The sequence below is a fragment of the Ancylomarina subtilis genome (assembly GCF_004217115.1).
Taxonomy (GTDB): Bacteria; Bacteroidota; Bacteroidia; order Bacteroidales; family Marinifilaceae; genus Ancylomarina; species Ancylomarina subtilis.
Genome location: NZ_SHKN01000001.1, coordinates 2,411,529 through 2,425,828 on the forward strand (window position 1 = coordinate 2,411,529; position 14,300 = coordinate 2,425,828).

A 14,300-nucleotide genomic window follows, 5' to 3' on the forward strand; every position below is an offset into this window, starting at 1 on the left:
ATTAAAATCTCATATAGTATCTTATCTCACGTTTAAAAACTTGCGAGTTAAATAACGTACTGGCAAACGAGAAGCCAGATACCCTATAATCACAACTGTTACAAACACAATCGAGATATCGAAAAACTCCATTTTAACCGGATATTTTGAAAAGATAAAACTATCAGGACCTGTAATTTTAACCAAACCAAACTTAATCTGCAGAATGCAAACTAAAATTCCAAGCGCTGTACCTATCACCGCTCCCAAGAGGGAAATAAGCCAACCTTCTATTAAAAATATTCTTTGAATCAGTGTTTTATTCGCGCCTATACTTCTCAGAGTTTCTATATCGTTTTGTTTGTCGATAATCAGCATACTAAGCGAACCAATTATATTGAATGAAGCAATTACCAAAATAAACGCCAGTATAAAAAAGATAGCTGTCTTCTCCGATTGCATCATTTTAAAGAGGACATCATGCTGTTGAAAGCGATTTTTCACCACAAAATTCTCTCCCAAAAGATTTTGAATTGATGCCTGAACCTCATCAGACTGATCAATATACTTAAGCTTTATTTCAATGGCAGATACCTCTTTTTTCCTACCAAACAATCGGCGTGCAAAAGACATAGGAACCAGTACATACTGAGAATCGAATTCTTCCTGAATGGTAAAAACACCTTTAGGAAACAAAAAATCAACAGTGAAAGCATCCATCGGATTATGGGCAATCTTTGCATCCCGGCGTGGGACATAAAATTTGATGGGATCGATAAAGTTCAATCCGACACCCAAGTTCGCAGCCACACCATATCCCAACACGGCGTATTGACGATTGCTCTGCTCCAAAATAAACTCACCATCAATCAGCATGGTATCAATTCCTGTCATCAGAGCAAAGTCCTCACTCACCCCCTTCACAATAGCAGGACGCTGGCGATTAGCATATTTCAAAAGAGCATTATCTTCCAGAGCTTCTGCATAAAACAGAACCTTGTCCATTTCTTTGATTTGAGAAAACTTAGAGGAATCAGGAATAAATGTTTTGCCTGTTGCAGGTAAAATTTTAAGATCGGGATCGAAACTTCCAAAAAGATCACTAACTAAAACATTCAGCCCATTAAACGCTGAGAGGACAATTATCAAAGCCATTGTACCCAAACTCACACCAATAACCGATATCATAGAGATGATATTGATCACATTCTGCTTCTTTTTTGAAACAAGATAACGTTTGGCTATGTAGAAAGGTAAATTCAAATACTTGACTTAAAATAGAATCGTCTAATAATTTAGTCGGAATAACTGATTAGTTCTCTAAAAGAGAATCAATATTTGCGATATAATCCAATGAATCGTCAACATAAAAACTTAATGCCGGAACAACTCTTAATTGTTTCCCCACACGATTCCCCAACAAACGGCGCAAATTTTTCGTTTGTATCTTCACTTCTTTCAAAACAGACTCGGCCTGATCTGAAGGGAAAATACTCAAATAAACCTTTGCCAATCCCAAATCAGGACTGATTCTTACACGTGTAACAGAAATCATCTTCCCCTGAAAAAGATTACGAGATTCCATCTGGAAAATTTCGCTTAAATCTTTTTGTAACAATCTTGATATCTTACTTTGTCTAGTTGATTCCATTATATATAATTTTCTTTGTTTCTAATTTATCTTGGCAAAGATAAGGATTAATCTACAATAGATAGTATGGCTTTAGTATTCAAGATTTTTATTTCAGAAAAAATCTGTAATGAAATAAAAAACAAAACGTATTGAACAAATATATCACCTATTTTGATATGATAAATCAAACTTTTAACAAAATAAATTCCCTATATTTAAACTTATAATTTACCAGTTATTCGCTAACGATAAGTTTATATATGCCTCTAATTAATTCCATTGTTTCCTGGTTTAATACCAAACGTCTTTCGGAAATTGATTTTGCGAAAAAATACCCTATTGAAACCCAACACGAAGTTCTGACCAAACTTCTGGATACGGCCAAAAATACTGAATGGGGAAAAAAATACGACTTCCAATCGATTAATGCTCTTAATCAGTTTAAGCAGCGTTTACCCATTCAAACTTACGAAGACATTGAACCTTATGTGGACAGATTGCGTCAGGGAGAGCAGAATATTTTGTGGCCCAGCGAAATAAAATGGTTTGCCAAATCATCGGGGACAACAAATTCTAAAAGTAAATTTATTCCGGTCAGCAAAGAAGCCTTGGAAGACTGCCACTTTAGAGGGGGAAAAGATATATTGGCGCTTTACACATCCCTTTTCCCTGAAACGGGTATACTTAAAGGGAAAGGCCTCACATTGGGAGGATCGCATCAAATAAACAACCTCAGTAATGAATCGTATTTTGGTGATTTATCTGCAATCTTAATTCAAAATTTACCTTTCTGGGCTCATTTTATCCGCACACCGGATACCTCTATCGTTCTTTTGGAAGAATGGGAAGAAAAGCTTCATAAAATGACTGAGGCAACTCTCAACGAAAATGTCACCAGCCTTTCAGGTGTTCCCTCCTGGTATTTGGTTTTACTTAAACACATTTTAAAGGCTAGCGGCAAACAAAGTATACACGATATATGGCCAAATCTGGAATTATTCGTGCATGGCGGTGTTTGTTTCGATCCATATCGCGATCAATTTAATTCACTTCTTGCTCCTGAGAAGATGAATTATATGGAAACCTATAATGCATCCGAAGGCTTTTTTGGTATTCAGGACGATTTGAATGACGAATCCATGTTACTCATGTTGGATTATGGGATCTATTACGAATTTATTCCTCTTGAGAATGTCAATGATGAAAACCCGAAAGTTTTAAGCCTTGAAGATGTTGAATTGAATACCAATTATGCCATTATCATTTCAACCAATGGAGGTTTATGGCGATATCAAATAGGTGATACAGTTCAATTCACCTCACTTAGTCCATATAAGTTCAAGATATCAGGCCGAACTAAGCTTTTTATAAATGCTTTTGGTGAAGAAATCATCATCGATAATGCCGAAAAGGCCATGCAAATAGCTTGTCAAAAAACCAATGCCATTCTGAAAGATTATACCGGGGCTCCAATTTTCATGGCTGACAACAGAAAAGGAGCACATCAATGGTTGATAGAATTCGAAAAAGCTCCTAAAAGTATTGACGAGTTTAATTACCTGTTTGACAATGCCCTAATGACTCAAAACTCGGACTATGAAGCAAAGCGATATAAGAATATCACTCTCGACAAACCTGTTATCACAATTGCTCGTCATGGTTTATTTTATGATTGGTTAAAGAATAAAGGTAAATTAGGCGGACAAAACAAAGTGCCTCGTTTGGCTAATAATAGAGATTTGATTGATGAAATTTTACGCATGAATCAGATCTAAATCAAAAAATATGAAGTTGCTAATTACCATTCTCTGCCTTATAAGTTCATTCGAAATTAGTGCCCAGAAAAATCATCAGGCTCTTGAAATCGATCATCTAGGCAACATTTATACAATTGATGGTAATGAACTCAGAAAATATTCCCCTGAAAAGGAACTTTTAGGCAATTACTCTGATGCCTTACAAGGGGAAATTACATCCGTTGATGTATCAAACCCACTTCGATTACTCGTATTTTACAAAGAGTTCAATCAAATTTTATATCTCGATCAGACTTTGACTCCTATTGGAGATCCTATCGATTTATACAACTATTTTGACAATGAGAGTCAGCTTTGCTGCAATGCCTCATCCAATGGGTTTTGGATTTATAACAATGAGGATGGTCAAGCATTTAAAATCTCAAACCAAGCCGAAATTCTAAACAAAAGCAGCCTGTTATCCTCTTATTTTAAAATGCGTACCCCTTCAAAAATGCTTGAATATAATGAGCAGCTGTATTTTCTTATCCCTTCAGAAGGAATTCTGGTCTTAAATAAATTTGGCCAGTTCATTCAACAAATTCCACTACCCGAAATCGAAACGTTTTGCTTCAACGAGCAAAAACTCGTTTATTTAAAAAATGGCGTTTGGTTTTTATACAATCCATTGGCAACATCCGATTCAAATCTTTTTGAATTGAAGGATACAAAACACAGTCAAAGCCAAATTCATGACAATAAAATCTACATTCTTTCCGGAGATCAAATCTCAATAAAAAAGCTAACACCCTGATACAAAACCGCTCTGATTTTAATCCCCATACGAGAAGTTGTATTCCTGAAAATTATTCTTAATTTTAGTTGATTTTTTCAAAAATAAAACTAAACATAACAATGCATATTGCTGTTGCAGGAAATATTGGGGCTGGCAAAACGACTTTAGCCGGTTTGCTTTCGAAACACTATGGATGGGAAGCTCACTTTGAGGATGTTGATGAAAACCCATATTTAAATGATTTTTACGAGGATATGCAGCGTTGGTCCTTTGCACTGCAAATTCATTTTTTAAACTCACGTTTCAATCAGGTTTTAGCCCTACGCCAATCGGGGAAAAAAATTATTCAAGATAGAACCATCTACGAAGATGCTCATATTTTTGCGCCAAACCTACATGCGATGAACTTGATGCCTGAAAGAGACTTTCACAACTACAAAGCACTTTTTGAGGTGATGAGTGGTTTGATTCAGGCGCCGGATTTGCTCATCTATCTTCGAGCTTCAATTCCGACCTTGGTTGAGCATATTCAAGACAGAGGAAGGGATTATGAAGAAACCATTCGGTTAGATTATCTAAAACGTCTTAACGAACGCTATGAGGCTTGGATTTCGAGCTATGACAAAGGCAAATTGTTAATTATCGATGTTGATAATATTGATTTTCTTGGAAATCCGAAAGATTTAAATGAAGTTATCACTAAGATTGATGCCAATCTTCACGGGCTTTTCGCCGATAATTTAGTTTAAACATTCTTTTGCATCTCAAACTGCAAATTTTATCCGATACTTATCGGAATCACACTCAGAAAAAAATATCGCTATGCATATCGCAATTGCTGGAAATATAGGCTCAGGAAAAACCACACTTACAGAACTTCTTGCCAAACAATACGGTTGGGAAGCCCACTTCGAAGATGTTGACGAAAATCCATATTTGAACGATTTTTACGACGACATGCAACGTTGGTCGTTCAATCTTCAAATCTATTTCCTGAAGAGTCGTTTTACACAAATCATGGATATTCGAAAATCAGGGCGCAATATCATTCAGGATAGAACCATTTATGAAGATGCTCAGATTTTTGCACCCAACTTATTTGATATGGGCTTAATGAGCGAACGCGATTTTGAAAACTACGCTAAGCTTTTCAAACTAATGGGCTCAATGATTCAGGCTCCTGACTTGTTAATCTACCTGCGTTCTTCAGTTCCAACTCTTGTTGATCAAATTCAAAAAAGAGGCCGGGAATACGAAGAAACTATTCGCCTGGATTACCTTAAAAACCTGAATAACCGATACGAGAACTGGATTAAAGAATATAACAGCGGGAAGTTACTCATTGTTGATGCTGATAATATCGATTTTCTAAAAAATCCGAACGATCTGAACGCCATCATGGATCAGGTTGAGGCTCAAATTCACGGCCTATTTTAAAAAGAATTATACAAAACACAAAAGCTTCAAAACCGCACAGCAGGGATTTGAAGCTTTTTATATTTTAGCTACAGGTCTAACTATAAATCATTTAGATCTTCAAATACGGAGAGTGATTTTAACTTGGTAAAACCAGGACTATGCAAGGCATAAATATTTAAAATTCCCCTCAACAACAATTTCAGTTCTTCTGAAGATAAATCAATCTGATCAAGCAAACTAAGCTGCGTTTGCAAAAGCTGGTGAAAAGAATAGCTCACATTCCGATCCAAACAATGGGCATGCCTATTTTCAAGAGAAACAAACACCGCATTATCCAAATCGAAAAACGGGTTCAGTTCTGACCAATTGTCGTGTGGATAAAAACCTAAAAAACGGGTCAGGTTTAATAAAAAATTGAGATGATAAGCTCTGGGGATTTCATCAACCTGAAGCAAATAAGTAATGTGATGTGCTAAAAAATCAAACAACTGAGTATCGCACTCCTCTTCTTTGAGAACTTTAGATAAAACTTCTGCCAGGAATAATACCAAAGGATTCTTGTGTGCATCAAAGTTTAAGTGAAGCGTTGTTTCAGAAAACTGTGCCTCCTTGATCATTTGCAAGTTCTTCCCATCCCGGTGAGACACATTCATATCCAACAAAAAAAGAGGTTGAAAGAGATTGAGTTTCGTTCTTGATTTCTTCGATCTGCCTCCCTTTATCATATAGCTTTGCCTCCCGAATTTTTCGGTATAAGCATGTACAATAAGGCTCGTATCACCGTATTTTACACAGGCTAATATAATGGCTCTAGTTTTATGAAGCATTGTTTAAAAAGAGATTCAGGATTTTCGAAAACTATAAATAACACATAGTTCTTATTTAAAACTAAAACTTTAAATAATACCATGTAAACAATATTCAATCAACATCTAAAAACCAATCAAAAACATCTCGATATCAAATGGTTTCTGTAGGTCCTTTTTAATATTGCTTAAGCAAATATTCAACTAATTTACGTACTGCGTTACCTCTGTGGCTTATCTTATTTTTATCAGAAAGAGACATTTCGGCAAAAGAAACATCAAATGAGTTCGGTTGAAATATTGGATCGTAACCAAAGCCATCTGTCCCTTTTTCTTCAAATAAAATCTGACCATTTACAATACCTTCAAATTGCTTTTCCTCTCCATCAATAATCAAAGAGATCACCGTTCTGAATCGAGCTGCTCGTTCATCAATACCTTCAAGTTTATCCAAGACCTTTCTCATATTATCTTTTGATGAGCGTGAACTGCCGGCATAACGTGCAGAATAAACCCCTGGTTCATTATTCAACGCACCAACTTCCAAACCTGTATCATCTGCAAAACAATTTAATCCAAATTTCTCATAAATGTAATGAGCCTTCTGGCTGGCATTCTCTTCAAGCGTTTCATGATCCTCAGGAATTTCATCCTGACAATTGATGTCCGATAAACTTAAAACTTGAAATTCATCTCCAAGCATATTTTGAATCTCAGTAAGTTTGTGTTGATTGTTTGTTGCAAATACAAGCTTCATCTGTAATTATTTTAAATTTTCGTGCTGTTTCTAATCTACCTCAAAGATAATGGCATTCTTCAAAAATCAAGTCTTTTAGCGAAGTCTTAAATCTGAATTCAAATAAAAACAGTTTGGCTTTAAACAAAAAAAATCCCAACTCAAAAGAATGGGATTTAATCAACTTACATTAAAAGTTTATTTAAAAGGCATATACTTCCACAAACCCGGTGTCGGTGTTATGCACATAACAGGTATTTTTTCGCTATTCGCAATCAAATAATGACTTTTAGGAGTTGTAAAGAAACTCCTGTAATCCCCTTCTTTTTTTGTTAAATTCAGAATCAAATCAACGCCAAATTTTCGGGAAAAATTAACAATTGAGTTATTAAAATCATAGATACTGAAACATTCCGTATCAAAATCAATTTTCTCATTATTTAAGAAATTCTTTGCAAAGGCAACATTGCTAAATATCTTCTTATTCTGTCCGGATTCCTCAAATTCGGGGTATGCCAAATAAACCTTAAGGTGCATATATCTGGATAAGAATGAAATCCACCTCAATAAAAGTTTACTTTCCTTTCTTTGATCTATAGGACAAACCAGAGAAAATGTACTTCTGGGATACTTGGGTTTTTGAACCACAACAGATGGGATAACCGCTCCGGAAAGAACATTTAATATATTGGTCCCAATATATTTCTTAATGCCTTTAAACCCGTCAATCCCAACAAAAATCATTGCCGCTTGATTTTTATCAGCAGCTTTCTTTAAGCCTGAATGAAAACTTCCGACTTCAACAATAGTACGAACCTGTTTCCCTTTTTTTTCCAAAACATCGGCAGCAATAGCGTCTAATTTACTTTTAGTCTCTTTAACTAGAGATTTCTTTTTAACAACATAAATCAAACAAATATCGAGCTTACTTTGCGACGAATAAAACAAAGCATGATCCAAAGCATACTCAGATACTCCCTTAAAATCCCATGGTACGAATATTGTTTTTCCGTCTTCTATCATTTTTTTTGTTTTGATAATTTAACTTGAAGAAACTCTAATCTACACACACGTTCATATGACAAATTGACTTAAAACTGCCTATTATTAGGCAAAACAATTATACACAATCCACACTTATGCATAGAAGTTGACCAGCATAAATCTAACAAAACAAAAATGAATTTCAAAAGATAAAATTAATCTTATGCATTAAATAACAGCCACAAATACTCTCATAATTAAAACATACAGCCTTATTGCAAAAGAAAAAGGATTATGATTCTATAATCATAATCCAATGCTAATTAAGAGTCGATCTTATTTATATCCCCCATACAACCACACGTCTTTACGAGGACTGACACACAGTACAGGAATTTTCTCTTTATTGGCCAGTAAGTACTGAATTTTATCTGTAAAAAAGAAGTTCTGGACCTTCTGTCGTCGATTTGTGATGGTTAAAATCAGATCTGCATGTTTGTCTTTGGCGTATTTAATAATTGCTTTATTAAATCCTTTCGAATCCAATTTCACTTCCTCATAAATCATCCTGTAATCCCTCAAATAATTTTTAGAAAAATTAATATTGGCCCTTGTTTTTATTTTTTTTGTTGGGGTTGCATATTCCGGATAAACCAAAGAAATATTAGCTCCAAATATTCTGGCCAAATAAGTCACCCAATACAAAACCTCTTTGCATTCTTTACGCGAATCTATTGGGCAAACCAGGGTGAACTTGTGATGCTTTTCTAAGGGTGCCTGCACTACAACAAACGGAATAACCGAATTCGCTATAGTTTTCAAAACGTGACTACCAACATAATTCTGAATGCCTTTCACTCCCTGAGTCCCAATAAATACAACCGCCGCTGATATCTCTCTTGCGGCTGCTTTTAAACCGGATGAAACACTTCCAACTCGAAGCATCATATCAACTCGTTTACCTGTTTTTTGATATATTTGATCAACTTCTTTCTGCAATTCGATTTCCATCTTTGCAAGATCAGATTGCCACCTCACAATATGTACCAAACAAACTTTCATAGTCGTTTGATAGGCATAAAATAAGGCATGATCTAAAGCAAGTTTAGAATATTCAGAAAAATCCCAACCAACCACTATCGCTTTCCCTCTCTCTTTCATATCAGTAGGATTTAATGTTTTTATCAATTAAAAAACCTAACTTAAAGATACCAAAGAAGGGTTCTCCCCAAATTTCTATCTATTCAAAAATCAATTTGTTTCAACCCCTCAACATCTCCCCTAAGCTCTGATATATAATTTACTAAGACTCCTCCGGTTTCCAAAGAACATTTTGACGACGAAATAGAGATTTAGCCCCAATCGATCCATTCAATCCATAACAGATTAGCTTAAAAGCGAAGAGTCCCACTGAATATAGGATACTTCGGCTCTCCCTTACTTTTAATGATGCAGCATAAAAGTAAAAATCTGATTTTGATGAATCTCGAATTTTGCTTTCCAAATCCATTCACTTAAGAATAATAAAGCTTTTGAAAAAAAACTTTCTAATTTTGTCTTTCAAGATTAAAAAAAGAATCAATGCCTAAAAAATTCCTCATTATTCGCTTCTCTTCTATTGGCGACATCATTCAATGTATGACTGTTGTTGATGGTATTAAAAACCACTATCCTGATGCTGAAATTCACTGGATTGCCCGAAAAGATATGTCTTCGTTTTTAGCGATGGACAATCGCATCGATAAGATTTGGGGTTTCGACAGAAAAGCAGGTTTTAAAGGCCTGTGGAAGCAAGCTAAGGAATTAAAAAAGGAAAATTTCAATTACATATACGATGCCCATAGCAACATTCGCTCTATCGTCCTAAAAACTGTACTTGTACCTCGTTGGAAGAGGTGGTTCGGCATCGGGCCTGACTATACGCTTCGTAGCAAAGACAGAATCAAACGCATTCTTCTGTTCAAATTTCGGATCGATAAATTCCCAATGCCATTCAGAGGCATGCTATCTTTTAGAAAACCTCTGCAAAAATGGGGAATTACGGACTTTTCTATCAACAAAACAGATTGGTATTTCCCTGAGAATCTTAAAGAAAAAATTAACTCAAGTATTCTGAATTTTAAGGATCAGGATGATCGAAAACTAATTACACTTGTCCCTTCTGCGGCTTGGCCTATGAAACGCTGGCCAGTTGGGCATTGGCAGAAACTCATCTTAAATCTACCCGATTACAAGTTTATGATTTTGGCCGGGCCGGATGATTTATTTTGTAAAGAAATTCAAGACACAGCACCCGACCGGGTACTAAACCTTATGGGTAAGACTAATCTTTTGGAATCATGCTATTTGGTACAAAAATCCCAACTGGTGATCTCCGGAGACACGGGTTTTCTTCATGCTGCAGATAAATTTGGCATCAAAGCCCTATCACTGATGGGACCAACAGCCTTTGGGTTTACAAGTGGTGATCAAATTAAAACCTTAGAAGTTGATCTTAAATGTCGCCCATGTACCAAAGATGGATCAGGTAAATGCTCGCAAGATGTTTATCAAAAATGCATGGTTGATATTTCTCCAGAATGGGTCGCCAGAGAAGCTTTAGAAATGATCTGATTCAAAGAAAAAAAATTTTAAAAAGGCGTCATTTTAATTGACGCTTTTTTTTGTGCATCGAATTGAGAAAATGGGACATAAAAAAAGCTCCGATTAAAAATCGAAGCTTAAATATTGGTTGTCCCGTAAGGACTCGAACCTTAAATGCCTGGACCAAAACCAGGTGTGTTACCATTACACCACGGGACAATTCCGTCGCTCATTTTCCTTAGAGCACTGCAAATGTAAACATTTTTTTCATTGTGCAAATAAAAAAAATATTTTTTTCAAAGCTTAAGGATCTAGGTGCCTAAAAATGACTATTTTCAGAGCTTAAATATTTTTACAAACAAAGCATCCTATTTTCTTAACTATACGAATGTGAGAAATTTCAATAGAAAATATGCCATCTTTGTTTGTTCTAAAATCAGAAAAAACAATAAAAGAACTCATCGTTCCAATAAATTTTTAATAAAATATGTCGGGAAACAATAAACTATCGAATACAGATTATCGTCGGTATAACATTATTCTGGGCTGGTTAGCTTTTGCTATTGCTGCCATTACCTATGCATTAACCATGGAGCCTTCTGCCAGTTTATGGGATTGTGGTGAATTTATCACAACGGCATATGGCCTGGAAGTTGGTCACCCACCGGGAGCACCACTCTTTATGATTATGGCTCGTTTCTTCGCATTATTCGCTCCCGAACCATCACAGGCGGCACTTATGGTCAATCTGATGTCTGCTTTGGCTTCTGCCTTCACCATCATGTTTTTATTTTGGACCATCACCCACCTTGCCAAAAAGCTTTTTGTAAAAGAGGGTGAAATCAGCTTAGCAAATGGTGTTGCAGTACTCGGTGCAGGTATGGTTGGTGCTCTGGCTTACACTTTTTCGGATACCTTCTGGTTTTCGGCTGTTGAAGGAGAGGTTTATGCCCTATCTTCTTTATTTACTGCCGTTGTGTTCTGGGCTATCCTAAAATGGGAGAATGTTGCCCATGAAAAATATGCCAATCGCTGGATTATTTTGATTGCCTATTTGATGGGACTTTCAATCGGGGTTCACCTTCTGAATCTTTTGGCCATTCCAGCCATCGTCTTTGTTTACTATTTCAAAAAATATAAAACAACTCGAAACGGTGTGCTTACAGCCTTAGGCATCTCACTCCTACTTTTGGGCTCAATCATGTATGGAATTATTCCTGGTGTTATAAAAGTTGCTGCCTGGTTCGAATTAGCTTTTGTTAATGGTATGGGAGCCCCTTTCAATACCGGGGTTATGATTTATGCCATTGCCATGATCGCTCTTGTGGTTTGGGCAATTAACTACTCAATCAAGCACAATAAGGTTATTTTAAACACCATCGTCACTTCTTTTGTTGTGATCATGATTGGTTATTCTTCATTTGCCATGATTGTTATCCGTTCGTCGGCAAATCCTCCAATGGACGAAAATAATCCGGACAACGTTTTTGCTCTTTTATCTTACTTAAACCGTGAGCAATATGGTGACAGACCTCTCGTTTTCGGCGAATATTACAATGCCCCTGTAAAAGATGTTAAGTACACTGATCCTGTGTATATCCAAAAGGGTGATAAGTATGTCATCGCTTCTCGCAAGCCATCATATGAATTCGACTCTCGATTTAATACCATTTTCCCACGAATGTACAGTTCGAATGCAGGACACGTTCGCGATTATGAGTTTTGGGGAGGGGCCTCAAAAAACAATCCGATTACAGTCGATAATGGGAATGGTCCTGAAACCATTTATAAGCCAAGCTTCGGCAATAATCTGGCCTTCTTCTTTAGCTATCAGCTTAACCACATGTATTGGCGTTATTTTATGTGGAACTTTGCCGGACGTCAGAATGACATTCAAGGTCATGGTGATTTCCGCTATGGAAATTGGATATCAGGCATCAAGTTTTTAGATGAAATGCGACTTGGTAACCAAGATAAAGTGTATTCAGAACTAAAAAATAAAAAATCGAAAAATGCCTATTACTTCCTGCCCTTTATTTTAGGATTGATCGGTATTTTCTTTCAAATAAATGCCGGACAAAAGGGCAAAAAAGATTTTTGGGTGGTCATGTTGCTTTTCCTTCTTACTGGTCTGGCGATTGTGGTTTATCTGAACCAGTACCCACATCAACCACGTGAACGTGACTATGCCTACGCAGGTTCATTCTATGCTTTTGCCATTTGGATTGGATTTGGCGTATTGGGACTTTACAAGTTCTTGCAAACTAAAATGCCAAAGCTTGCATCTGCAGGATTGGTGAGCTTGGTCTGTCTTGTTGCTGTCCCTGGTCTTATGGCTCAACAAAACTGGGACGATCACGACAGAGGTGGTCGATATGCCACACTGGCCTATGCTAAAGATTATCTGAACTCATGTGCTCCTAATGCAATTCTATTCACATACGGTGATAACGACACCTTCCCTCTTTGGTATGCTCAGGAAGTTGAAGGTATTCGTCGCGATATCCGTATTGTCAACATCAGCTTATTGGCCGGAGACTGGTATATCAATCAGATGCGTAGAAAAGCCTATGACTCTGATCCTGTTCCAATGACTTTATCAGCTGAAAAAGTTGAACCCGGTATACGTGACCAAATTCCTGTAATGGATCGCCTGTCAAAAGCGGAAGGTCTTGCCGACATGATTAAGTTCGTGGGCAGTGACAATAAAGCAACCCGACTGGAAACCCAATCAGGAAAAATGCTCGACTATTTCCCTGGCAAGAACATCTACTTACCGGTTGATTCTGCCAAGGTGATTACTAATGGAACCGTTCAAAAAGAGGATGCTGAACTTATTCTTGATCGTTTAGAGTGGAAACTAAACAACAACTACCTGTACAAGAACAGCATGATGATTTTGGATATTATCGCATCCAACAATTGGGACCGTCCAATCTATTTCTCTATAGGAATGGGACCTGAAAATTATTTAGGATTGGAAAAATTCTTCCAATTGGAAGGTGCTGCTTATCGTTTGGTTCCAATAGAGGCTGACAATTCATATAATGAATATGGACGTATCAATACGGATCTTCTGTATGACAACCTGATGAATAAATTTGAATATGGACGCATTAAAGAACCGGATGTTTATATGGACCAGTTCCATATCATCACCTGTGGCATTATGTCGTTCCGTTCAAACCATGTTCGTTTGGCTGCCCAATTGAATGATGAGAACCAACCAGAAAAAGCCATCAAAGTTCTTGATAGATGCATGGAAGAATTGCCAATTGAAAAGCTGCCTATCGACTACGCACTAGTTGGTTTTATTCAAGAATATTACCGTGCAGGCGCAACCGAGAAAGCCAATAATCTACTTGAACGTATCGCAAAAAACTCATACGAAAAAATAGATTATTTCCTTTCGCTGGAACCCATGTATTTCGCTAGCATTGAAGCGGAACAACAACGAGAAATCCGAATTGTTCAGATGCTGCTAGGACTTGCAGACTCAGGGGGACAAAAAGACCTTAAAGAAAAAATCCAAAGAGATTTCGAAACCCTATTTAATTCCTTCAAACAAAACGGAGGTAAAAACAGATAAAACAAAGGCTGCGAATTTCGCAGCCTTTTCTTTTCAGAA

At 36.6% G+C, this 14,300-nt stretch carries 12 protein-coding genes and 1 tRNA gene; 6 read left to right on the forward strand and 7 right to left on the reverse strand.

Annotation, left to right across the window (positions count from 1 at the left end):
• Positions 1-21 precede the first annotated feature (21 nt).
• Positions 22-1,167, reverse strand: coding sequence for an FtsX-like permease family protein (locus tag EV201_RS09870; protein WP_130307405.1), 1,146 nt, complete (start codon positions 1,165-1,167; stop codon positions 22-24).
• A gap of 124 nt (positions 1,168-1,291) precedes the next feature.
• On the reverse strand, positions 1,292-1,630 hold the full coding sequence (gene rbfA, locus EV201_RS09875; RefSeq protein WP_130307406.1) for a 30S ribosome-binding factor RbfA: 339 nt from the start codon (positions 1,628-1,630) through the stop codon (positions 1,292-1,294).
• A gap of 242 nt (positions 1,631-1,872) precedes the next feature.
• Here rbfA and EV201_RS09880 point away from each other — a divergent pair, with 242 nt between their 5' ends.
• From EV201_RS09880 to EV201_RS09895, 4 genes are all read left to right on the forward strand, one after another.
• Entirely contained in the window at positions 1,873-3,387 is a 1,515-nt protein-coding gene (locus EV201_RS09880; RefSeq protein ID WP_130307407.1) for a GH3 auxin-responsive promoter family protein, read from the forward strand.
• 10 nt (positions 3,388-3,397) lie between these two features.
• The gene (locus tag EV201_RS09885; protein ID WP_130307408.1) at positions 3,398-4,162 is read left to right on the forward strand and encodes a hypothetical protein; all 765 of its coding nucleotides are present in this window, start codon (positions 3,398-3,400) and stop codon (positions 4,160-4,162) included.
• Between the two features lie 101 nt (positions 4,163-4,263).
• A complete protein-coding gene (locus EV201_RS09890; protein WP_130307409.1) occupies positions 4,264-4,893 on the forward strand; it encodes a deoxynucleoside kinase in 630 nt (209 codons plus the stop codon).
• Between the two features lie 73 nt (positions 4,894-4,966).
• On the forward strand, positions 4,967-5,581 hold the full coding sequence (locus EV201_RS09895) for a deoxynucleoside kinase (RefSeq protein ID WP_130307410.1): 615 nt from the start codon (positions 4,967-4,969) through the stop codon (positions 5,579-5,581).
• 80 nt (positions 5,582-5,661) lie between these two features.
• On the opposite strand, the gene recO is transcribed toward EV201_RS09895, so the two are convergent.
• The 4 genes from recO to EV201_RS09915 form a co-directional block, all read right to left on the reverse strand.
• A complete protein-coding gene (gene recO, locus EV201_RS09900) occupies positions 5,662-6,390 on the reverse strand; it encodes a DNA repair protein RecO (protein WP_130307411.1) in 729 nt (242 codons plus the stop codon).
• Positions 6,391-6,547: 157 nt separating this feature from the next.
• Positions 6,548-7,126 carry a non-canonical purine NTP diphosphatase gene (locus tag EV201_RS09905; RefSeq protein ID WP_130307412.1) on the reverse strand — a complete coding sequence of 193 codons (579 nt, stop codon included), beginning with the start codon at positions 7,124-7,126 and terminating at the stop codon, positions 6,548-6,550.
• A 177-nt stretch (positions 7,127-7,303) separates the two neighbouring features.
• Positions 7,304-8,128: a universal stress protein gene (locus EV201_RS09910; protein WP_130307413.1), complete on the reverse strand. Its 825-nt coding sequence runs from the start codon at positions 8,126-8,128 to the stop codon at positions 7,304-7,306.
• A 297-nt stretch (positions 8,129-8,425) separates the two neighbouring features.
• A complete protein-coding gene (locus EV201_RS09915) occupies positions 8,426-9,250 on the reverse strand; it encodes a universal stress protein (protein ID WP_130307414.1) in 825 nt (274 codons plus the stop codon).
• A 420-nt stretch (positions 9,251-9,670) separates the two neighbouring features.
• On the opposite strand from EV201_RS09915, the gene EV201_RS09920 reads away from it, so the two are divergent.
• A complete protein-coding gene (locus EV201_RS09920) occupies positions 9,671-10,702 on the forward strand; it encodes a glycosyltransferase family 9 protein (RefSeq protein WP_130307415.1) in 1,032 nt (343 codons plus the stop codon).
• Positions 10,703-10,817: 115 nt separating this feature from the next.
• Here EV201_RS09920 and EV201_RS09925 read toward each other — a convergent pair.
• Positions 10,818-10,891 (reverse strand) — tRNA-Gln (locus EV201_RS09925).
• A 268-nt stretch (positions 10,892-11,159) separates the two neighbouring features.
• Between EV201_RS09925 and EV201_RS09930 the strand changes: the two genes are divergently transcribed.
• A complete protein-coding gene (locus EV201_RS09930; protein ID WP_130307416.1) occupies positions 11,160-14,261 on the forward strand; it encodes a glycosyltransferase family 117 protein in 3,102 nt (1,033 codons plus the stop codon).
• Positions 14,262-14,300 lie beyond the last annotated feature (39 nt).